Genomic DNA, 20445 nt, shown 5'->3' with positions numbered 1-20445 from the left:
GAAGGAGGCGCACGATGCGTGCTCGCTGGTCGATCGTATCCCTACTGTTCTCCGGTGGCGCTATCAGCTATCTGGACCGTGCGGCGCTGTCCGTCGCTGCGCCGCTGATTGCCACCGCGCTGAATCTCGAACCGAAGCAACTCGGCATCGTCTTCAGTGTGTTCTTTCTCGGCTATGCGCCGATGTCGTTCATCGGCGGCTCAGCGGCGGACCGCCATGGTCCGTGGAAGGTCATGCTCGTGGCCATGACGATCTGGTCGATTGCATGCGGTGCCACCGCTGCCGCCACGTCGCTTGGCGTGCTCATCGTTATCCGGCTGATTTTCGGCATGGGCGAAGGTCCGTTCTGCGCGACCGCCGTGAAGATGGTCGCACGGCGCTTCGAGCCGGATCGTCAGGCGAGCGCCATCGGCCTCGCCTATGCGGGGCAGCCGCTCGGCGCGGCGCTCGCCGGTCCGGTGGTCGGACTGGTTGCAACGGCTTGGGGATGGCGCGCGTCGTTCGTTGTCATTGCGTGCTTCGGGCTCGTATGGGTGATGTTCTGGTACGCCTTCGCTTCGGAACGCAAGGCAGGCGCGATCGATGAAGTGCCTGCGCATGCCGCCGTTACCGGTGTGTCGCAGAAGCCGACTGCGGGCGCGCTTTTCGACACGCTGCGCCATCGTTCGATCGTCGCGACCTGCATCGCCTTCTTCGCTTACGCGTATGTGCTGTACTTCTTCCTCTCGTGGTTCCCGAGCTATCTCGTGAAGAGCTATCACCTTTCGATGACGGAGATGGGCTTCGTCAGCACGGTGCCCTGGCTCGCGGGCTCGATAGGACTCGCGATGGGCGGACTGTTGTGCGACGGCCTGTCAAAGCTCATTGGCAACGCAATACTCGCGCGCAAGCTGATGATTGGCTTCTGCCTGCTCGCCACTGCACTGTGCGTGGGACTTGCGGGCCGCGCGACGAGTGTCGCCGGCGTGATGTCCCTGATGACCGCTGGCATCTTCGCGCTCTATGTGACATCGAGTCTGTACTACGCGCTCGTGCTCCGGATCGTCCCCGACACGTTGTCGGGCGCTGTGAGCGGCTTCATCAATCTCGCGGCGAATCTGGCAGGCGTGGTGGCGCCAGTGCTCACCGGCTACGTGCTGGCATGGAGCGGCAGTTTCGCAGGCGCATTCGCGCTGGCTGCCGCGGTGGCCGTCATCGGAGGTTCTACGATGATGCTGCTCGTGCGCACCGCCGGCGGCGTGCCTGTCGCCCGTCATCCTTAGGCGACAGCGGCGACTTGTTGTCTAAGGTCGAAGAGCGAAGTCACCCAAGAGTTCGCTCCTCCCTACACTCACACCTCCCGCAGTTGAAGGGCCGGCGGCCGCTTTCTTGCAGGCAACGGCGAGTTGCGGTGGCGAGTATTTCTTGAACACCATCTTGCGCGAACAGAAAAGATGGAGTCACAGAAACCGATCTATACATCCTATTTAACATAAGTAACATGATCGTTCGCATTCCCAAACGTAAGATGCGGACGCGATCGAATTGGCAGGCTCGTAGTGTTCCGAGAGACCGTCACACAAACTTGGAGGAAAAGAGAGGGTCGTCCTAGATGTTTCCTCTAGCAACAGCCAATTGGTGCATCTTCGGGTTCGGCGAACACAGAGGAGCCTCACGGACGGTCACGATCGGTTGATGACCCAAACTGCGTCGCGCGTAGGCCGTTCGGTTGCATGGGCTAGTTCAATCAGCGAGCATGCGCACTGTACTCGCGCGGCGAGCGCCGCGCCACCCCTTTGACTCAATCAATGGGTGAGCGAGGGCCCTCACCGAAATAATTGTTTCGACGCGCCTGCACCGCCGATCAACAGACTTAGCAAAAAGCTCGAGACCGCAACGATGCCCAGCACGGCCAGCGGATTTTCGCCGGTCTGATCGAGCCATGTCCACCGTGCAGCCCGCGAACTCTTGAGTGGTCCCGGCGACTTGCCCGACTCTACAATTGATTTGACTCATCGCGTCGCCGGCACCGCTGCCGATGGCCTCCTGTACCTTGCCTGTTGCCTCCTTCAACATTCCTTTCGCCTCGGTCGTGTTTATTTCCAGTCTCCCAGATGTTGTCGGCACAGCGAGGGCTGCCACGCAACCACCATACCTACGGATTGCACGCGGCCTCGGTCAACTCGTTCTGAGCGGCGAAAGTGCGCCAGCGACCGACGCTGCCAATTTGGTGTAATATAGATGCCAAATGGCAGGAGACGCTATGGCCGTCATCGACAAAATTTCGGCGGATTCGTTGTTGGGCGGACGCTCGGTCTTGCGCCGCGCACCGCGGTCGGGCCTCGAATGGGTGGATATCGTCCGTCACGGCATCTCCTCCCAGGCGCTCGACTCAATGCTCAAATCCATCGCGATTTCGCAGTCAGAACTGGCGCAGGCGCTCGATATTCCCGAGCGCACCTTGGCGCGGCGCAAGCGCGAAGGCGTCTTCAGCCGCGAGGAGTCGGCCAAGTTACTACGACTCGCGCGTGTCGCGGCGCGCGCGGCGGAAGTATTCGAAGATCTCGATCTGGCGATCGCGTGGCTCAAGGCGCCGGCAGCGGCACTAGGCGATGCTACTCCGCTCAGTCTTCTCGATACGGACATTGGCGCCGATAGCGTGATGGATACGCTTGGGCGCATCGAGCATGGTGTTTTTGCATGACCTTGACGGCATGGCGGGTAGTGACAGAGCGGTATGCTGATAGCGCCTTTTCCGGCGAAGGTGCGCGCCTCTATGGTGGGCGGTGGAACCCGAAAGGGGTCGCGCTCGTATATACAGCACAGACACAATCGCTTGCGCTCCTCGAGATGCTCGTGCAGGACTCACCGCTGCGGGCCCGGTATGTGATGATCCCGGCGCGTTTTCCTGAGACCTTGATCGAGCGCGTCGATGCTGCGAATTTGCCGCCCGACTGGAGAGAGCTCAGCGCAAGGACCGAGCTGCAACAGATTGGTGCTATGTGGGCGCAGAAGCGAACGAGCGCGGTGCTTGCGGTGCCGAGCGCGGTCGTCCCGGCCGAAACTAACTATGTGCTCAACCCCAGTCATCCAGACTTCGCGCAAATCGCGATTGGGGCCCGCGATGAATGGGAAACTGATCCGCGGTTGTTGCGGCGAGCCGCTCGAAACGACGTATGACAACGGGTCGTCGCCGCGCGACCGGCACTCATTTTGTTTTTCGCAAACGGGTTTGAGCTAGAGTTGCGGCCGCGTTCGGCACTGCCGCCTTGGAGAATCGCCACGGGCGCCGAACGGCGACGTTTGAAGGCGACTGGTAAAATCTGGCGACTGATTGCAGGCATGCACCATGGGATTCGAACAGCTCGTTGCGCTTAAGGCGCAGCAGAACCAGGACGCGAAGGGCAAAAAGGCCGCATCGCGCCGGACGTCGGCGCCAGTAGGCGTCGAAAGGGAAATTAAGCAGCCGTCGAAGCGTCCGGGAACATCTGCTGACGCGGCCACGCGCGCAGTCACTACGCTGCAGCGACATTTTCCGCACGCCTTTCCGTGCAGTCCCGCACCAAAGGTTCCTCTCAAGGTTGGAATTCTCAAGGATGTGCTTGTCCAAGCGGCTTCGCTTGCGCTGAGCGAGCGAGACGCTCGTAATGGCGTCAAGCTCTGGTGTCGTGGCCAACGCTATTGGACCTGTCTCGTCGAAGGCAATATGCGCGTGGATCTCACCGGCGCAATCACCGGCGTTGTATCCGCTGCTGAAGCGGAGTACGGCGCAAGTCAGGAGAAGGCTCGGCTCGCGCGCAGGCAAGAGCAAATTGCGAACAATCGACATGGTCGGCCGCGTTGACCGATAAGAAGACAGGCTCAACCGCAGATCGTATTTGACATAAAGCGAATTATCGCCTTTTCGTTCGTAGTCCTTATTGATCGAGCCTTTTGCGCTTTGTCTATCGCGCGAACTAAAGATAAAACGGTAGCCTCGCAGCACTTGACCGCTCGTTTTCGACCCCATGCGGTCATCTAAATCCAGCCCGTTGCAATCTTGCTTACGGGCCCAATTAAGTTTCTCATCTGTTCTACGTGTCGCCGTCTCAAAGCAGCAAGCATGCGTCATTCGAAGGCGGAAAGAGCATTTCCGATTAAAGCCGTGGTCGGTGATCACGCAAGAAGAAGCGCTTACGTCTCAGCTGGTTGGACTCTCTTCCAGTCAGCGTGAGCAGGTGGCGCAAAGGCATCAGGCTCACGAGGGTCGCCGCACGGTCGTGGCGTTGCATTTCGAATGCTAACGAATGGTGCCTATCCGCCGTGGACGGTGCAAAGTCCGCCGGCCGCTCGCAGCGCTTTCCATTCGTCCGGCTTCAACCCGGTCCCCCGACGATGAAGTTGCGGCAGGGGCGACCTTGCCGCGTTTTTTCCGAGCAGTAGACGGAGCCTTGAGATGGGACTTACTCGATGTATTTGGGGTTGCTCAGGCCCATGATCTCTGCGAAAACGGCTTGCTTGTCTGTGACGAGACGAGCGACTTGGTCCGGCGTCAGGGATACCGGCGTTTAGCCGCCAATCGACGGCACGCCGATGACGAAGTCGCAGCCGGCGTTGCGCGCGAAGTCGTACGCGGCGCGCATCTCTTCTTTCCATCTTGTCTCGTTCCTTGCGAATTCTGCGGGATCGCTACTCTGCTCGGCACGCGCGCCCGCCGCGGATCGTGCGGGCCATTGTTTCGCTAGCCGGCGCGGCGCGCTGCGACCTTTGCTTCGACGCTCTCCACCAGCGCTTGTACCCTCGCTGCTGCGTCGCGTTGATCGCGCGCTAGCTCGTCCTCGTCGCCAGTCGCGTGGAATCGCGCGTAGCCGACCGCGCCAACCTTCTCCCATCCCTCGCTGTGTTCGTCATCGCAGAATCGACGGCGCAGCGCGGCGAGGCCCGCCTCCACCGCGCCCTCATGCTGGCCGGACAGCGCCCTCTCCACTACCAAATCGGCGACGTCATCGATTTTGCCTGAGTATTGCAACACATGGATCAGGTCTGCCGCGTCTTTGGGCTCGTTGCGCTGGTCAAGCGCTAGCGCTTTCAGGACGATGAACGCAGGCACGTCAGCGCATCGGATAGTCTCGGACGCCTTACCGCCGTCGGACAGGAGCGTCCCAGTGATCGTCCTTTCGACAAACCAGTCATGGACGATGCCTGCATATGGCATGTTCACGGCAGATACACGCTCGCCGTCAACGCTGACCGCCCGCCCTGGCTTGTCGCCGTCAGCGTCGCGGAGGAACTCCACCAGGACGATCGTGTTCTCGTCGATCTGCTGCTGCCATTGCCACGACGAGACTACGCCGTTCTTCATGTGGCGCGTAAAGCCGCGTGCTTCGAGTTGGTCGGCCAACGATGCGTATCCGTCACCGTCGGCGAGAACCTGAAGGTTTAGCACGACGTCTACATCGGCCGTCCCCGCGTGGGCCGGCACGTCCGGCGGCTGCTCAGGTGTGAGATAGCGCGGGACGAGGCCTCCCACGAGCCGTAACGTGTCTTTGAGCGTCCCGAATGCGCCGAGGAGCGTCAGCAACGTGCTCTCGCAGGCGGCGGTGACATCTGCTGAGTAGCCGTCGGCACTTTTCGGTTTCGTCCCTGCCATTCAAATCTCCAGTTTTTCGAGGACGCGTTCCGCCAATTCCTTATTCCTCCCCCGCCCATCGAGCAAATCCAGATAGAGGATGATCGGGCTTGCGAAATACGCGGGGAAGTCGGGGATCTCATTCCGGAATTGCAGACTCGTGCCGTCGCGTTCGATCAGGGTTACGTTCGCCCCTTTCTCTGCGCGCTTGAGGTTCAGCGCCTTCGCGAACCCTTCAGCTTTGCCCGGCGGCATGATGATCTCGGCCGTGTCGGTCCCGGTCAGCAGCGGCGCGTAGACGTTCGCCGCGGACGAGCCGGTGAACGCCCACGGATACGCTAGGGCCGCGTGATCAATTTTCTCGGTGAGCCCATTGAGAAGCAGGTCGGGTCGATCGGCGAGTACGTGCCAGCGAGTGCGGTTGTCAATTCGGCACTTCCAACGCGGCACCCACGCGTCGAGCAACGCGCGCGCGTTCGTCAGGCGTCTGCGTTGCGTGCGACCCGCACCAGTTGACTCACACCATTCGAGCTTTTCGAGTTCTTGCAGCACCATCGAGCACGTGTACTGCGAGGTCTGCGCAATCTCCGCCAGTTCGCCGCCCGTGAGCCACTTTCCGCGATGCATCAGAAGCGCATGGACGACCATCTCGCGGGCGTCAGTGAAAAGCGAGGTCCCGCCCCCCCTCTTCGCTGCCTTACGGTCTGGCATCTGGATGTTGATGACCCACGGCGCGCGGCGGAGATACAGGTTGCCGTTGCGCTCGAAATAGCCAATTCCACGTTCGCGCAGCAGTTCCCTCGCGCCCGGACTTAGCGTTTCTGCCGCAACAAGCGGAATTGCCTTCTCGGCCTCCTTCCCGCCGAGTGCATACTGAGTCAACCGCCAGACGGCTGCCTGGACGTCACGGGGATATGCATTCCGCACGGTTTCGACGGCGATGTCGGCGAGCTTGCCGTCGACGTCGAGGCTGAGCAGGAGATCGAGGTGTGTGCCATCATCGATCGGGACATTCGACTTGCGGGCCGAGATGCTCCCTGCGGTGGCGGCCACCAGCGCGTCGCATAGCTCGTCTGCAACCACCGCGTGGAAATCGTTGCGAGCGGCTGCCGGACCGGCTGGTTGTGGGTTTTGCATGTCTCTTTAGGAAAAATAGCTAGTTTAGCTGCTCAGCAAAATCAAGTCACGCGGCTTTTATTTAGCAATATAAGCTTCTTTTGCTGAACAGCTAAAATACCACATATAGCTAAAGAAACTGCATGGGACCTGTGCCGGTCCGGGTGAATCACTAGGTTCGAGCGATATGCGTCCCCTTTCGACTCAATGATTCGCGGTGTCCCGCCACCAAGCTGCGCATGTGCCGCGCACCAGCAGCGAGGACGACCTAGCGATTCGCCCAGGAACTGTCATTGATCTGCGCGACCACTCGACACCTGGCGGCCTGCGGATCGCAGTTAACTAGTGATTCACCCGGGCTCAAAGAAGAGTCGTTCCGGCTGCCCACCGCCCGCACGCCGAAGTCCATTAGCGGAGCTTTCTACCAAACTTGGCAAAAAATTGTTCGTTCAGAAGGCCAAATGCCTGGAGTTGCGCATGGATATTGTCAGGTGTTGCGAAGAGCGGCCCCTCCTGCGCGACCTTATTCAAAAACTGTACAAGCGCCGTCCCAATCTTTTGACAGTCTTCTCCGGTGACGACCCGGGTCCCTTCCAGGTACAACGCATCATGGTCTAGTCCCGTGACCTTCGCTATGACGACCGGTTGAATCTTGCCAGCGTACTGGGGATAGTGTCGCTTCACCCATTCCACGCTCACATGCATCTGCCCGGCATCCTTCTTGTGAAGCGACTTCACGTTCTCATTCTTGGCTTCGATGACGTAAGCCGTTCCATTAAGTAGCCAGAGGCAGTCAGGTCCTTCACTGAATTCCGAGTCAGGCGCGCTGGCATCCGCGCCGATTAGCCTCCCCAGTTCAAGGAATCCCGCCTCGACGGTGCGGAAGTTTCCTCCCAAATCAAGCTTGGCGACGATCCGCTGAGCTTCGACGATAGCGGCAGTAAGCGGGTTGAACTGCGAAATCCAGAGCGCCACTTTCTGCGCAGTCGTTTTGCTTCCTGCAGAAAGGACTTGGCGTGGAAGCTCCGGCGGCATCGAGGCGGCGTAGTTTTTGAGACGTGCTGACTGCTGGAGCTTCATCGATTCGCCCGGGTCAATCTGATAGGTAATCCTAGCGAGCCGCTGGAGGTAGATGCCCAGTTCCTCCTCTTGCAGTGCAACGTCGTCGATGGCTTTATGCAGACGCGTCTTGCCGTCCATCGCTCGATTGGTTGCCGCCAAGATATATGCGTCGCGTTCTGCCAGCGCCAGTTCAAGGCGTGACTTGTCGGACGCAAACGGAGCGTGAGCGACGTTGCGGATCCTCTGGTTGTAGAACTTTTTCCAGCCCTCGTTCCGCTCGACGCATTGCAACACCAGCGAGCGAACCGTCGCGCCAGGATCTGCATGCTCCTTGCGTGCGATTTCCGCCAGTTCGACTGAAAGCTTCAATTGGTTACGCGTATCGGCCGTCATCGCTTCCAGCGCATCCTGTCGTCCGACGAGCGCTGTTAGATCCGCACCGGCAAGGAGGACCGCGGCGAAATCCTTGTGTGAGCGCACTGCACGCCCCATACCTTGCTCAATACGGTAGATAGTCCGGTTTCGCGCACCGCGTGCACTTCCGGTCATGCGGGCATCCATTTTGTCCGCGAGGCTTTCTCCGTACGGCGTTCCATCTATTACAAGAACACGGCACGAATCATCAGGCAGATCGACGCCATCGTAGCGCTGCGCGAAAACTGCGAAACGCATGCCAGAACTGTTGTTCTGCAGTTTCTGGACACCACCTGAAAACTGTTCGTTCGGAAAGAATGTGGCGCCGAAACTAACCCAGTCCTTCGCAAGGCGATCACTGGAAGTCAAAACGACCACGTTGTACGACTTGGAAAGATCGGCACACAGTTTCATCACATAGGCTCGATCCAAGGAAGGATCGACAAGCGAGGGCGCGAGCACCATCCGCTCGCCGAGGCCGCGATCTGATGGCGGCATGATCGGTAGTTGTGCAGCTTTCGCATCCACGCCGATCTCACGCACCAAAACGGAATCGTCCGCAAGCGTCGCGGACATGAAAAGCCGATGCGCGGCCTTGTCGTACGGCCGGACCAAATCAACGGGTGGAACCTCTGGAACGATTTCCGCTCCATGGTTCGAGAGAATGCAGCGACAAAGTGGCAGACGGTCCCGCAAATACGGCCATACCAGGGCGAACGCGTCTGTCGAGGCAAACGAGCTGAATGCCTCCACGACTTGTTGCCGTGCGTCTGACCAGATCCAATGCGGCACCTCCAGCAGAGCGGGGGTTTCCCCCTGCAAATCACCCCAGATGCTTTCGTGGTAAGCCTTACACCGGGTCTCAAGGATCCGCTTGAGTTCGACAAATGCCTTGTCTCTGATTTTCAGGGTGAACTGTTTGCGAATCGCCTCAACACCGGCGTGTGCGTCGTCAAGAACAACGGCGTTCGCGACGAGATTCACGTCTTGACGCATGAATGTGGTTCTGGCATTGAACATCTTTTCATAGGTGCATACGATGATCGCATCTCCGCGTACGCACTCGGCCGCCGGAATGGGTTCGCCGCCACCGTAATGACGCGCCTCAATACCAAGACGCTGTGCTTCCGCGAGGACTTGGCTGACGAGCTGAGTCGTCGGGCACAAGTAGACGGAAGGCAACTTCGAAATCTTCATGTGGCCGTAAAGGAACAACAGGCCGACAGTGGTCTTTCCTGCGCCCGTACTGATCTTCAACACGATGTCCCGCTCGGCGTGGCGGATCGTGAGATCCCTCAATGCCTCCCGCTGCGCTGGTCTTGGCTCAGTGTGGGTGCCCTTTGCATCCAGTCCTGCGTAGAACGCCTCTAGATCGAAGCTGATCTTGTCTTCTTTCTTGTTCAAATAATCTGTGAAGTCAATCATTTTTTACCTTTTGCTCGGCCCGCGTCACGACGATAACGCGCGGACAGTATTGAACGAATGCGACGCGCGATTCAAGTCGCCTTAAGGCTCCCGACCAACAGGCACCAATCTATAAAAGCCCAGAGACTTCGTGCCAGCTAGTTTTTTGTCAGATTAACGTTTGGTATAGCCGGCCCTTGCTAAGTGCTCGCTCGACCCGTCGAGCCCCGTTGACACCGAAGAGGAAAGGATGAGCTCGCGAAGTCATGGTGCAATGTTCATGGGTTTACTGCAGCCATTCAAACAGCAGATTTTGCATATGACCGAATGGCGGATCGTGCCAATTACATAACCTCGCCGCTGGACATGCTCCACCAGCGACAGATAGAAGAACTGCATTCCAAAAATCGTTGACGCCGATCGCACCGTCGGTTGAGCACGCGGACAATAATTCAGGGGCGATTTCACGCAAATGTCTCAGAGTGGGAATCACGCTGGGGTCAGGCTTGCGGTCGTCAACCGACGCATCGCATTGTGCTGCGCTCACTTGGCGCGCTCCATAAACTAGCCGACAATTTCACACGCCAACGCCTTGCTGAAAACTCCCTAAACGCTTTCGATGACAATTGATGCATCGGTGCAGAGGCCACAACGAAGCGACCTGAATACGACGGACGGCCTAGAACCGCTTTCCCTGGCACTGCCCGACGGCACTCAGGTCTTCGCTGAAGTCCAGTTCGCGCACGACACTTAAGCAAGCGAAAGTGCTTGTGTTAGAGCCGCGACAGGGAGCCAGTGGACTAATCGTGCTCCATTCCCCGGCAAGTACCGGAGAGCCCGTCGAACAGCCCTCTTCTTGGTGACGATGGGCTTGGCGAAGCGTAAGCTTCGCGTTATGGTTGGGTTTCGTCAAATTCAGTATATCGACTTTTACGACATGGAATTATGGCTGTCCGATCCTGAAGAAGCTTACGGGCAATGGCAACGCGAAGAAGCGGTCGGCGCCGACCGGCGAGCGTTTGCAGAACAATCCATCGTTCAGCATCGTTCGATGTTTTCGCGATTCAACGATTACCTCATCGGACATCGGCAGACCGTTGCGACCTTCGGCACCGATCACGTCGAGGGCTTCTTTGCCGAGCTTGCACGAGACTGCTCGCCCGGTACGACGACAAAGCTTCGCTACCTCAAACTGATCGATCGCTTCACACGGCATCTGGTCAACATTCAATTGCGCGTGGATAATCCGGCCGCCGTCCTGCTCATCATCGAAAGCTGGCCGGAAGATGAACCGACGCCAATTTATTTGTCTGCGGAGGACGATGCGCGACTGCAGAGACTGTGCGCCTCGTCCAGGCCAGAGTCGTTCAAACAACTGCGGAACGTGGCTATCGTTGCGCTCTTCCTTGCCTCAGGCGTGACAGCAGCCGAACTTAGGCAATTACGCGTTGATGACATAGACATGGGAAGCGCACGCCCGACCATCTTCGTCGATAAGCGTGGGGCGCGCATCGCGCGTCGGGTGCCAATCGAAATGTTCGCGGTCGAGGTGCTGCGCGCATATCTTGACGCGCGCCGCTCCATGAAGTGCGCAACGTCTTGGCTGTTCGTTACGACCGCCTCCGGTAAGCCGATGAGGCCGGATACACTACTAATCTGTGTGCGCGCCGCTTTGCATGAAGCCAATCTTTCCGCATCTGACGAGAGCCCACGCCTGCTGCGGAACACGTTTGGTCGACGCTATCTCATCGCGGGTAAAACCAATGAAGAAGTCAGTGTTCTGATGGGCTTGTCCAGCCATCGAACGGCGACGCGGTTACGTCAGACCCTCGACAGAACTCTGATCGAAGGCACTCAACGGTGACGTTGGACTTTGCGGCGTGCCAAACAACAAGGCAGCTTGCCGGGCGACGATTCGAACCCGGAGATGAGCGCACCAGTCACAAAGCGGCGCTGAAAAAAGAAAACCCGCTCGGTTGGGAGCGGGTTGAACCCATATCAGGAGACATGGAGGAGACGAGGTTAGTATAAACCCGTATCGCAGTATTGCAAGGGGCCGTCGGCACGGAACAACACTAATCAGAGCCCGCAGTCGGGCCCGCTGTTTGCCTCATGCGTATCGTGGAGATGGCGACATGAAAACCCACGTATCCTTCAAACAGGCCGCGCGCGGAGCGCGATTCGTCGATGCTCTTCTGCTAGCGCGCTATGCCCTCACGATCCATGACGGCATAACGGTTCTCGGCGACGACGACGATAAGTCTCACTGGCCAATGGACTTCAGCATCAAGCTTCGACGGATTGACGAGGTCTTTCAGATGGCCGGTATCAACACCACTCTATTGCTACATCCGCCGCAATCTCGACCACGCCAAAGCTTCCCACGTAGCGATGTGGACGATCCGCCCATGCCATCCGATCGCGGCGAGTCGTGAGATGGGGCGATGGAATGGTTCGAGCAAGGCTCGCGTACGCGCGCCGGCAACGCCGGCAGGCGAGATGCCACTCATCATCGAGCCGCAACTTGCCACGCTGGTGGATCGCCACCCTGCGAGCGGTGACTGGTCTTACGAAATCAAATTTGACGGCTATCGCATGCTCGCTCGTGTCGAGAGTGGCGCCGCGACGCTGATTACGCGCAACGGGCACGATTGGACGAGCCGCATGCCGCGCTTGCAGAAGGCGCTCGCATCGATTGAGGCGGACAACCTGTGGCTCGATACCGAGGCGGTTGTGCTGGACGCCTCAGGGAAGCCCGATTTCAATGCGTTGCAGAACGCCTTCGATCGTCGTAGCACCACCGATATTGTGCTATTTGTTTTCGATCTGCTCTGGCTCAATGGCGTCGACCTGCGTGAGCAGCCGCTGCGTCAGCGCCGCAAGCTGCTTCTCCAGCTGTTGGACGCAGTCGAGAGCCCGCTCATCCGCTTTTCCGATGACTTCGCCGACGACCCTGCGTCGCTGGTTGCGTCCGCATGCAAGATGCAACTCGAGGGCATCATCGGCAAGCGCGGCGATGCGCCTTACCGCTCTGGCCGATCACCGGACTGGATCAAACTCAAGTGCAAGTCTCGCCAGGAATTTGTGATTGGCGGGTTCTCACGCGTCAAGGGCGCGAAGTCGGGCGTACGTTCGTTGCTCCTCGGCGTGTACGAAGGAGACGGATCGCTGCGCTACGCGGGCAACGTTGCGCCTCACTTCACGCCGTCACGCGCGGCTGCCTTCGCCAAGCGCGCGGATTCGCTTCGGCAGACGAAATCAGCTTTCCACAATGCACCGGTGCCAGAGCGCGATCGAGACTTTCACTGGTTGGCGCCCGACATCGTTGCCGAAGTCTCGTTTCTGGAGTGGACGCCTTCCGGCGAGATCCGGCATCCTGTGTTTCAGGCACTGCGAGAAGACAAGCCGGCGAGTGCAGTGACGCAGGAAAAGGCAGGCACCACAGTGGACGATCTCGCAGTCGAAAGCGTTGGCGCGCCACGCGAACGCACTGGCCCGCGCGGGACCGTGTTTGTTCGCGACATCAGGATCAGCAATCCACAACGCGTGATGGACAAGGTATCCGGTCTAACCAAGCTGGACATCGTCCGTTACTATGATGCGATCGCGCAGTGGGCGCTGCCATATCTTCATTGCAGACCACTGGCATTGGTACGCGCGCCCGACGGCATCGCGGGCGAGCAGTTCTTTCAGAAGCACAGCGAGCGCGCCCGCATTCCCGGCATCGAAGAACTGCCCGCCAGTGTCTATCCCAATCATGCACGACTGCTTGCCGCCAACACCCCTGAGGCACTGGTTGGTCTCGCGCAAATGAGCGTGGTCGAAATTCATTCGTGGAATGGTGTCGCGCCGGATCTTACGCATCCGGACCGCGTGATCTTCGACCTTGACCCAGACCCGGCGCTGCCCTGGTCCGCGATGCTCGAGGCGGCCACATTGGTCAAGGTGGTGCTCGATGAGATCGGACTTCGTTCCTTCGTCAAGACAAGCGGCGGCAAGGGTTTTCATATCGTCGTGCCGCTGACCCGTCGACAGAGTTGGGACGAAGTCAAAGCGTTCTCGCAAGCTGTCGCGCAGCACATAACTCGGGTTGTGCCGGACCGCTTCTCGGCCGTGCTCGGTCCCAAAAACCGCGTTGGAAAAATCTTTATCGATTATCTTCGCAACGGACGCAGTTCGAGCACCGTGGCAGCGTTCTCAGTTCGCGCCCGTCCGGGCTTAGCCGTGTCGATGCCCATCGCATGGGATGAACTCGAGGAAGTAAAGAGCGGCGATCAATGGAGCATGCTGGAGGCCGTCAAGAGGCAACGCTTTCTGTACCGCGACCCGTGGGACGGCTACTGGCGCACGCGGCAAGGCATTACGCTCGCAATGCGCCGGGCCGTCGGCATGAAGTAGCCGTGAAGGCTTAAGTCCGCGATTGCGAAACCGATTCTGTACCCGAGCCCGTACCCTTGAGTGCCTCATGCTGATGAGCGTGGGCCGCGCCATACTTCAATTCGAAATGTGCGCCCCTGCCGCTTCGCGTCGGCGGAAAGTGTTCGCCTTTTACACAGGTGACCTCGAACGTGTCCTTTCCATCATCGTGAACGACCGAGTAGATACCCGACACCTTCACGATCTGTCCGGGTTTATAAGCTGTATCGCCTGCCATCATGTCCTCCTATTCAAGGTAGATGATGAGCAAATTGAGCAACTGCTGTGCCCCGCGTTTGTACGGCGCGCGCGCACCGCGCAACGTACGTCATGGACCTGAAAGCTCGTCAGATTGTATTCGAGTCAATGTTCGGCTTGTTTGAGGCTAGCCGATCACTTCAGCTTCGGGCTCATCGGGCCCATTGCAGTCGTCGGGTTCGCCTTTACGAGGCGGTGGTTTGAGTCCCGCGAGTACACGCTGTCGGAGGGCTTGCTCGTTCAGCAGCAAGCGAATCTTTTCGAGGGCGACCAGTTGCCCCAAATTTTCTTCAACCCACACCTTATGCAGGCAGTCGAAGTAATCGCCGATCTGCTGCATGACTTCCCGCGCCTGCGCGATCTCAAGCAACATGCGCTCGACGTCCGCGTTGCCCCGATACTTGCGCCAGAACGTGCGGCCTTCTCTGATGCCGACAGGCTCGAAGCGAGGGAGCTTGCGAGCCATCTAGAGCGGTGACCTAGAGCACTCCAGGCCCACTGTGCAAGCATCGCCCGCGTGCAATTCGCAAATTACGCGTTCAGTGTGAGCGATGCTCGCGACTGCAAACTGCAAAGCCAGCAAGCGCTTCGATCGCGTTCTTTGGTGTTTCTCTAGTTTGTCCACGCGTCCTCCCAGGATGTCTATCGCGACATGTTAGTCAGGACCGGGACGATCAGCGTCTCTTTGAATCAATCGCTGCGTATTAGCGGCGTCGGCTTGGAGCTGCGCAGCGCACGCCCGCCTAAGCAGCGAGCCGGTGTTCGTAGTAGGGCCGGTCGCGATCGTCGAGGATCGCATAGAGCGCGGCCAAATTGGAGGCGTCTGGATTCAACCATGCCTCGACGTTGTCGGGCTTGATTGGGACGATACAGCGGTCGTGGCCAGCGGCCTGCACTTCCGGCGGCGGTTCGTCTGTGATGGCCGCGAAGGAGAGCAAGTCAGGCTCCCCCGGTGCGCTCCATTTCGACCACAGGCAAGCGACATACATCAGCTGCCCGTTGTTCGGGCGAAACTCGAGGACCACATTCTCGTCCCGCTCGTGGCTCTCCAGCAGCGTCCCTTCCATCTTTGCCTTGCTGACGTTCTCGTAGAAAACATCGACCAGCATGAGGCCATGCGTGTGACCGAAGCACGGCTTCCAGAATCCTTCGAGATTGTCGCGCCGTGCATTGTAGGTGCCGGGGTACTTCACGTCGTAGTTGGCCGGTTTGCCTGCGATTCGGCACTGGTAGCGCATTGGCTTGATGACGTACTCGCCGTTCTCCATCACCAGGACCGGTGCGAACGTGCCCGGGAAGATCCTTGCGTCGCGTGGCCTAAACTCGGTTCGGTTCAGGTCCTCCAGGCGTCGTAACGAGGCTTCGATCTTGTCAGTTGCGATCCGCTTGCTTTCGGTAGCGGCTTTGGTAGTTTTTGTTTGCAGCGTGCGCTCAGCATCTGCAAGACGCGTGCGCTGCCTGAAAAGCTCCTGCTCGATCTTTGAGGTCTGCTCGACATTGAACCGATCGATGAATGCTTTGATTTGGCGTTCGTCGTCGCTTTGTGGCTCGCGAAATGCGTCCTCCATCGCCTTCGGAATCTTGGCCTTGCTACCTTCGGCGCGCTCCCAGAACAGGCGCGCAAACTCACGAATGTCCATTTGCGCGCCGAACATCTTGACGTATTTCCGGTAGTCCGCCTGAATCTGCGCCGAGTAGCACACTGCTGTCTCCCAGGGTATTGAGCTTCAATCCGATCGTTAAAAGGGGCCGCTAGCTCGCCGTGCCGGTGGCCTCACGGCACAGCCGCATCATCTTCTGCACCACCGCGCTTGCGTGGTTCAGGCCCATATCGCTCGTGAACAGTGCCTGCACGTCCGCCTGGCGCACGGCAATGCCCGCTCCCTTCAAATCGCGTCGCGCAATTTTGAGGGCCAGTTGGCCGATGCGGATGCGCGCGAGCCAGTCCATCGTGACGAGATTGCGCTTAAGCCAGATACGGCAGCTCTGCACCACGTGATCGACGCGCCATTCGTGCGTCAAAGCGTAAGACGCGGCTATGGTCGCCACCAGAAAGCAGAGCAAATCCGCACGTGCGCCAGTCAGTTCGTCGATGTCAGGTTTCATCATGTCGATCCTGCTTTTCGTCCGTATTCCACTATGTTACCGATCGACCGACCTCGGTTGCAGATGCGGACGCGCTGCGGGTCGCCCCTCGACAGTATTGGCGATCGCGCACCCTGCCGTCGACTTCCCAGCGATTGAAATCATCAAGAGGCTTCGTTCGAACCACACACCCTCTCTCCTGCGCAAAAACGTCGGCTGGCCGCTTTTTACGCGCGAAACGCTTCGTCCATGGTCACGACGTCGAATGCGCGACATAGCCTGGTCACGCTTCGGCGATCTCCGAAAAGGAGTGTCTGGGCTAAGCTTATTGATCAGCTTTTTTCGGTTCCAATTAAAAGGGCGCAATTCACTGCTTCATTTTCTGCGCTAAGATACCACTGTACATTCATACAGTGTTTTTGGAACCTCCTTTGCCATGGCCGCTCTGCCCAAGCACATTGAAGCGATCCATCCTGCGATCTGGCGTGGGTCGCAACTCGCGCGGGCCTACGGCAAGACGATCGACACCGGCTACGCGGCTTTGTCGGCGGAATTACCCGGCGGGGGCTGGCCCATTGGCTCCTTAGTCGAGTTGCTCGTCCAGCAGCCGGGAATCGGCGAAATGCGCTTGCTCAATCCCGCGCTGATTGCCGCGAGCCAACGACCGGTCGCTCTCCTGCAAGCCCCGCATGTGCCAAACATCATCGCCTTCGCCTACTTGGGTGTGCCGCTGAACAAGCTCACGATGCTGCGCGCGCCGAAGACCGCGGATGCGCTCTGGTGCGCCGAGCGCGTACTGAACGCACGAAGTTGTGGCGCCCTGCTCTTCTGGCAGCAGCACATTCGATCTGAGGCGTTGCGGCGATTGCATCTGGCGGCACAAGCAACCGAAACGCTCCTGATTCTGGTTCGACCGCTCGCCGCCGCCCAGGATTCGTCACCCGCGACGTTACGACTGGGGGTGCGGCCCGCCGACGGCGGCATCGTTGTCGACATCATCAAGCGACGAGGACCCACCCGAACTGAGTCACTCTCCATCCACCTTCAACCGTCTCCGATCCTGCTCAGCCCCCATGGCCGTATTCGTCGCCATCTTCCTGCCCCGGCTCTCGCTGGAGGTATTCCGTCCGAGGTGGTCGCCTCCGACTGAACACGGATATGTGGTGCTGGAACGCGACAAGGTCATTGTGCTGGACCAGGCAGCACAAGACGCGGGGGTGAGAGTGGGAATGAAACGAGGAGGTGTCACGACACTCGCGGCCGATGCGCTGATGGTTGACCGCGACCCGACGCGTGAACACGATGTACAGCGTGAAGTCGCCTTTGCCTTGCTTCGCTTCTCGCCGCAGGTCGCCATGCGCGAGGAAGAAACCCTCATTGTCGATGTCACCGCCAGTCTTCGGCTTTTCGGCGGCATTCGACAGGTGTGCCGGCAGATCAACGAGACGGTCAGGACGATCGGCGTCACCGCCCGCATGAGCGTGGCGCCGACCGGCCAGGGCGCGTGGCTGCTCGCCAAGCGCGGGCGCAGACGCGTACTCAAGATGAGTTCGCTCGAACGCCACCTTGGCGTGCTGCCTTTCGTGGTGGTGCCGGAGATTCGGTCGTTCAGCGACTGGTTCAATGGTCTCGGTTGCCGAGTGCTCGACGATATTCGACGCCTGCCGCGTGCAGGGCTTAAAAAGAGGTGTGGCGTGGACTTATTGGAGTCGCTTGACCGCGCCTATGGCCTGTCGCCTGAACTCTACGAGTGGCTTGAGTTGCCACCCGCTTTCAGCGCGCGCACCGAACTGCCCGATCGGGTCGAGCATGCCGAGGCCGTTCTCTTTTCCGCGCGCCGTCTGATCGTCCAACTGTGCGGCTGGCTGAGCGCGCAGCAACTCGCGCTCACGCAGGCCACGATCACGCTGGAACACGAGCGCGGTCGTCAGGCCATTGAGCCCACGCAGATCGACATTGCGCTTGCCGAACCCACCTGGCACGAGGAACACCTGGTCCGCCTGCTCAGAGAGCGACTTGGACGTATCGAGCTCGAAGCAGCCGTCATCGCCGTGCGGCTGACGGCATCCCGAGTCCAGCCGGCCGAGCCGCCGAGCGATTCGCTGTTTCCCGACCCGGGCGGTTCGACGGAAGATCACAAGCGGCTGCTCGAATTGCTGGTGGCACGCTTGGGGCCTGAGAATGTCCTGCGGCCTGCGCCCACCTCAGACCACCGGCCTGAACACGCCAATCAGTGGATACCGGTCCAGGACACCGCCCAAGCGTGTCCGCCCCCGGCCGAACTTCCGCGCCCCACCTGGCTACTCAACGAGCCGGTGCGGCTCATGATCAAAAACCACCGACCATTCTACGGCTCGCCGCTCAAACTCGTTTCCGCTGGCGAGCGCATCGAAGCGGGCTGGCACGACGGCGAACTCGTGACGCGCGACTACTACGTCGCGGAAGCCACCGACAAGAGCTGTTACTGGATCTACCGCGAGAGACCGAGCGTGAAGACTGAGGAAGTCCGCTGGTTTCTTCACGGACTGTTCGGATAGCCGGTGTTGACGCCGTGGATCTGTTTTCGTCGACCCTACCCGACTACGCGGAGCTATTCGCGTTCACGAACTTTTCGTTTCTGCACGGCGCATCGCACGGCGAAGAGTTGGTGTTGCGCGCGTCGCAACTGGGATACTCAGGCCTTGCGATTACCGACGAATGTTCGCTCGCCGGCGTGGTGCCCGCGCATGTGCAGGCAAAGGAAGACAAGCTGCCGCTTGTCATCGGCTCGTATTTTGAACCTGTCCGCATTTTTGTGTGCGAGGCGGTTAGCGGAGTCACCCGCGTGCGTGGGTAAAACGCTCTCCAAACAGGATGGCAAACTGGTTCATCGCGGACGACCAGTCGAACGCCGCGCGTACTGACTTTGCCAGCACGTTGCGCAATGCCAGCCACAGCAGCTTGATGGCGGCCTCGTCATTGGGGAAGTGGCCGCGTGTCTTGATGATCTTTCGTAGTTGCATGTTCAGACTCTCAATGGCGTTTGTGGTGTAGACAACACGGCGTATGTCCGGCGGAAACACGAAGAACGGTGTGACGTTCTCCCACGCCCGTCGCCACGACTGCACGATAGTCGGATACTTCGCACCCCACGGGCCTTCGGCGAAGGCCTCCAGGGCCTGCTGAGCGGCCTGTTCACTCGCGGCGGCATAGACCGGGCGCAGCGCTGCGGCCACGCTCTTGCGGTCCTTGTAGCTGGCGTACTCCAGACTGTTGCGGATCAGATGCACGATGCAGGTCTGCACGGCCGTGCGCGGGTACGCCGTGCCAATCGCCTCAGCCAGTCCCTTCAGGCCGTCGACCACCGCGATCAGGATGTCCTGGCAGCCCCGGGTCTTCAGTTCGTTGAACACTTTCAGCCAGAACTTCGCACCTTCGGTCTGTTCGATCCACAGGCCGAGCACATCGCGCTGGCCGTCGGCCTGAATGCCCAGCGCCAGATACACCGCCTTGTTGCTCACCACGCCGTCGCCACGGATCTTCACACGCAGCGCGTCGAAGAACACCACCGGGTACATCGGCTCAAGCGGACGGCTTTGCCAGGCGAGCGCTTCAGCCATGACTTCGTCGGTGACCGAGCTGATGAAATCGGGCGAAACCTCGGTGCCATAGGCTTCGGCCAGAAACGCCTGGATCTCGCGCACACTCATGCCGCGCGCGTACATGGCGATGATGCGCTCGTCGAAACCGGTAAAACGGCGCTCGTGTTTCGGAATCAGGATGGGTTCAAAACTGCCGTCACCATCACGCGGCAGATCGACCCTGAGCGGGCCATAATCGGTGATGAGCGTCTTGCCGCTGGCGCCGTTACGTTCGTTGCCCTGGCCGTCGGGTTTCGGCTGCCCCGCCAGGTAGCCCAGATGCATCTTCATCTCGGCGCCCATCGCGCGCTCGATGAGTGCCTTGTTGAACGCCAGCATCAGGTCCTGGACCTCGGTGGGCGTCATCGGGCCTTTGACCAGGTCATCCAGCAGACCTTCCGGAAGGGCAGGCAGCGGCCCTCGGGCCGCTGCCTGAGAAGCGACGGTGCGTTTCTTCTTCATCGGCATATCCATGACTTTTAC

General features: G+C 59.5%; 18 protein-coding genes and 1 pseudogene. 10 read left to right on the top strand and 9 right to left on the bottom strand.

Going from position 1 to position 20445, the window contains the following annotated elements; all coding sequences use genetic code 11:
- Positions 1 to 14 precede the first annotated feature (14 nt).
- The 4 genes from P9250_RS32175 (at position 15) to P9250_RS32160 (ending at position 3823) form a co-directional block, all read left to right on the top strand.
- Positions 15 to 1262, top strand: coding sequence for an MFS transporter (locus P9250_RS32175; RefSeq protein ID WP_310397522.1), 1248 nt, complete (start codon positions 15 to 17; stop codon positions 1260 to 1262).
- 980 nt (positions 1263 to 2242) lie between these two features.
- Positions 2243 to 2683, top strand: coding sequence for an antitoxin Xre/MbcA/ParS toxin-binding domain-containing protein (locus P9250_RS32170; protein ID WP_310397520.1), 441 nt, complete (start codon positions 2243 to 2245; stop codon positions 2681 to 2683).
- Complete coding sequence (locus P9250_RS32165; RefSeq protein ID WP_310397518.1) at positions 2680 to 3159, top strand: RES family NAD+ phosphorylase; 480 nt, start codon at positions 2680 to 2682, stop codon at positions 3157 to 3159. The genes P9250_RS32170 and P9250_RS32165 overlap by 4 nt, the downstream gene beginning before the upstream one ends.
- Positions 3160 to 3328: 169 nt before the next feature.
- Complete coding sequence (locus P9250_RS32160) at positions 3329 to 3823, top strand: ProQ/FINO family protein (RefSeq protein ID WP_310397516.1); 495 nt, start codon at positions 3329 to 3331, stop codon at positions 3821 to 3823.
- Between the two features lie 876 nt (positions 3824 to 4699).
- On the opposite strand, the gene P9250_RS32155 is transcribed toward P9250_RS32160, so the two are convergent.
- The 4 genes from P9250_RS32155 to P9250_RS32140 form a co-directional block, all read right to left on the bottom strand.
- The gene (locus P9250_RS32155; protein ID WP_310397514.1) at positions 4700 to 5608 is read right to left on the bottom strand and encodes a nucleotidyl transferase AbiEii/AbiGii toxin family protein; all 909 of its coding nucleotides are present in this window, start codon (positions 5606 to 5608) and stop codon (positions 4700 to 4702) included.
- Positions 5609 to 6724, bottom strand: coding sequence for a type IV toxin-antitoxin system AbiEi family antitoxin (locus tag P9250_RS32150; protein ID WP_310397512.1), 1116 nt, complete (start codon positions 6722 to 6724; stop codon positions 5609 to 5611). It lies immediately after the preceding gene.
- 387 nt (positions 6725 to 7111) lie between these two features.
- Complete coding sequence (locus P9250_RS32145) at positions 7112 to 9604, bottom strand: DEAD/DEAH box helicase (RefSeq protein WP_310397510.1); 2493 nt, start codon at positions 9602 to 9604, stop codon at positions 7112 to 7114.
- Between the two features lie 265 nt (positions 9605 to 9869).
- Positions 9870 to 10130: a hypothetical protein gene (locus tag P9250_RS32140; protein WP_310397509.1), complete on the bottom strand. Its 261-nt coding sequence runs from the start codon at positions 10128 to 10130 to the stop codon at positions 9870 to 9872.
- 324 nt (positions 10131 to 10454) lie between these two features.
- Between P9250_RS32140 and P9250_RS32135 the strand changes: the two genes are divergently transcribed.
- From P9250_RS32135 to ligD, 3 genes are all read left to right on the top strand, one after another.
- Positions 10455 to 11447 carry a tyrosine-type recombinase/integrase gene (locus P9250_RS32135; protein WP_310397507.1) on the top strand — a complete coding sequence of 331 codons (993 nt, stop codon included), beginning with the start codon at positions 10455 to 10457 and terminating at the stop codon, positions 11445 to 11447.
- A gap of 271 nt (positions 11448 to 11718) precedes the next feature.
- The gene (locus P9250_RS32130; protein ID WP_310397505.1) at positions 11719 to 12018 is read left to right on the top strand and encodes a hypothetical protein; all 300 of its coding nucleotides are present in this window, start codon (positions 11719 to 11721) and stop codon (positions 12016 to 12018) included.
- A 1-nt stretch (position 12019) separates the two neighbouring features.
- Positions 12020 to 13981, top strand: coding sequence for a DNA ligase D (ligD, locus tag P9250_RS32125; protein WP_310397675.1), 1962 nt, complete (start codon positions 12020 to 12022; stop codon positions 13979 to 13981).
- A gap of 10 nt (positions 13982 to 13991) precedes the next feature.
- On the opposite strand, the gene P9250_RS32120 is transcribed toward ligD, so the two are convergent.
- The 4 genes from P9250_RS32120 to P9250_RS32105 all read right to left on the bottom strand — a co-directional run bounded on the left by P9250_RS32120 (position 13992) and on the right by P9250_RS32105 (position 16366).
- Positions 13992 to 14237, bottom strand: a complete 246-nt coding sequence (locus P9250_RS32120) for a hypothetical protein (RefSeq protein WP_310397672.1) — start codon at positions 14235 to 14237, stop codon at positions 13992 to 13994.
- 147 nt (positions 14238 to 14384) lie between these two features.
- The gene (locus P9250_RS32115) at positions 14385 to 14630 is read right to left on the bottom strand and encodes a hypothetical protein (RefSeq protein WP_310397503.1); all 246 of its coding nucleotides are present in this window, start codon (positions 14628 to 14630) and stop codon (positions 14385 to 14387) included.
- 370 nt (positions 14631 to 15000) lie between these two features.
- Positions 15001 to 15960 carry an SOS response-associated peptidase family protein gene (locus P9250_RS32110; RefSeq protein ID WP_310397501.1) on the bottom strand — a complete coding sequence of 320 codons (960 nt, stop codon included), beginning with the start codon at positions 15958 to 15960 and terminating at the stop codon, positions 15001 to 15003.
- Positions 15961 to 16009: 49 nt separating this feature from the next.
- Complete coding sequence (locus P9250_RS32105) at positions 16010 to 16366, bottom strand: hypothetical protein (RefSeq protein WP_310397499.1); 357 nt, start codon at positions 16364 to 16366, stop codon at positions 16010 to 16012.
- A gap of 412 nt (positions 16367 to 16778) precedes the next feature.
- Here P9250_RS32105 and imuA point away from each other — a divergent pair, with 412 nt between their 5' ends.
- From imuA to P9250_RS32090, 3 genes and pseudogenes are all read left to right on the top strand, one after another.
- Positions 16779 to 17492 (top strand): translesion DNA synthesis-associated protein ImuA, encoded by a 714-nt coding sequence (gene imuA, locus P9250_RS32100; RefSeq protein WP_310397497.1) that lies wholly within the window; start codon positions 16779 to 16781, stop codon positions 17490 to 17492.
- Positions 17416 to 18879, top strand: coding sequence for a DNA polymerase Y family protein (locus P9250_RS32095; RefSeq protein ID WP_310397495.1), 1464 nt, complete (start codon positions 17416 to 17418; stop codon positions 18877 to 18879). The genes imuA and P9250_RS32095 overlap by 77 nt, the downstream gene beginning before the upstream one ends.
- Positions 18880 to 18893: 14 nt before the next feature.
- Positions 18894 to 19127, top strand: a pseudogene (locus tag P9250_RS32090) (PHP domain-containing protein); the annotation flags it as partial.
- A 31-nt stretch (positions 19128 to 19158) separates the two neighbouring features.
- Here P9250_RS32090 and P9250_RS32085 read toward each other — a convergent pair.
- On the bottom strand, positions 19159 to 20430 hold the full coding sequence (locus P9250_RS32085) for an IS256 family transposase (RefSeq protein ID WP_409015006.1): 1272 nt from the start codon (positions 20428 to 20430) through the stop codon (positions 19159 to 19161).
- Positions 20431 to 20445: the final 15 nt, after the last annotated feature.

The sequence above is a fragment of the Caballeronia sp. LP006 genome (genome assembly GCF_031450995.1).
GTDB lineage: Bacteria > Pseudomonadota > Gammaproteobacteria > Burkholderiales > Burkholderiaceae > Caballeronia.
Note: the sequence above shows the minus strand (reverse complement) of the source record. Positions and strands in the feature narration are given on the sequence as shown.

Bases quoted from the DNA above. Each gene is read 5' to 3' on its own strand.
- P9250_RS32175 (WP_310397522.1), top strand. From the start codon at position 15: ATGCGTGCTCGCTGGTCGATCGTATCCCTACTGTTCTCCGGTGGCGCT.
- P9250_RS32170 (WP_310397520.1), top strand. From the start codon at position 2,243: ATGGCCGTCATCGACAAAATTTCGGCGGATTCGTTGTTGGGCGGACGC.
- P9250_RS32165 (WP_310397518.1), top strand. From the start codon at position 2,680: ATGACCTTGACGGCATGGCGGGTAGTGACAGAGCGGTATGCTGATAGC.
- P9250_RS32160 (WP_310397516.1), top strand. From the start codon at position 3,329: ATGGGATTCGAACAGCTCGTTGCGCTTAAGGCGCAGCAGAACCAGGAC.
- P9250_RS32155 (WP_310397514.1), bottom strand. From the start codon at position 5,608: ATGGCAGGGACGAAACCGAAAAGTGCCGACGGCTACTCAGCAGATGTC.
- P9250_RS32150 (WP_310397512.1), bottom strand. From the start codon at position 6,724: ATGCAAAACCCACAACCAGCCGGTCCGGCAGCCGCTCGCAACGATTTC.
- P9250_RS32145 (WP_310397510.1), bottom strand. From the start codon at position 9,604: ATGATTGACTTCACAGATTATTTGAACAAGAAAGAAGACAAGATCAGC.
- P9250_RS32130 (WP_310397505.1), top strand. From the start codon at position 11,719: ATGAAAACCCACGTATCCTTCAAACAGGCCGCGCGCGGAGCGCGATTC.
- ligD (WP_310397675.1), top strand. From the start codon at position 12,020: ATGGGGCGATGGAATGGTTCGAGCAAGGCTCGCGTACGCGCGCCGGCA.
- P9250_RS32120 (WP_310397672.1), bottom strand. From the start codon at position 14,237: ATGGCAGGCGATACAGCTTATAAACCCGGACAGATCGTGAAGGTGTCG.
- P9250_RS32115 (WP_310397503.1), bottom strand. From the start codon at position 14,630: ATGTTGCTTGAGATCGCGCAGGCGCGGGAAGTCATGCAGCAGATCGGC.
- P9250_RS32105 (WP_310397499.1), bottom strand. From the start codon at position 16,366: ATGATGAAACCTGACATCGACGAACTGACTGGCGCACGTGCGGATTTG.
- imuA (WP_310397497.1), top strand. From the start codon at position 16,779: ATGGCCGCTCTGCCCAAGCACATTGAAGCGATCCATCCTGCGATCTGG.
- P9250_RS32095 (WP_310397495.1), top strand. From the start codon at position 17,416: ATGGCCGTATTCGTCGCCATCTTCCTGCCCCGGCTCTCGCTGGAGGTA.
- P9250_RS32085 (WP_409015006.1), bottom strand. From the start codon at position 20,430: ATGCCGATGAAGAAGAAACGCACCGTCGCTTCTCAGGCAGCGGCCCGA.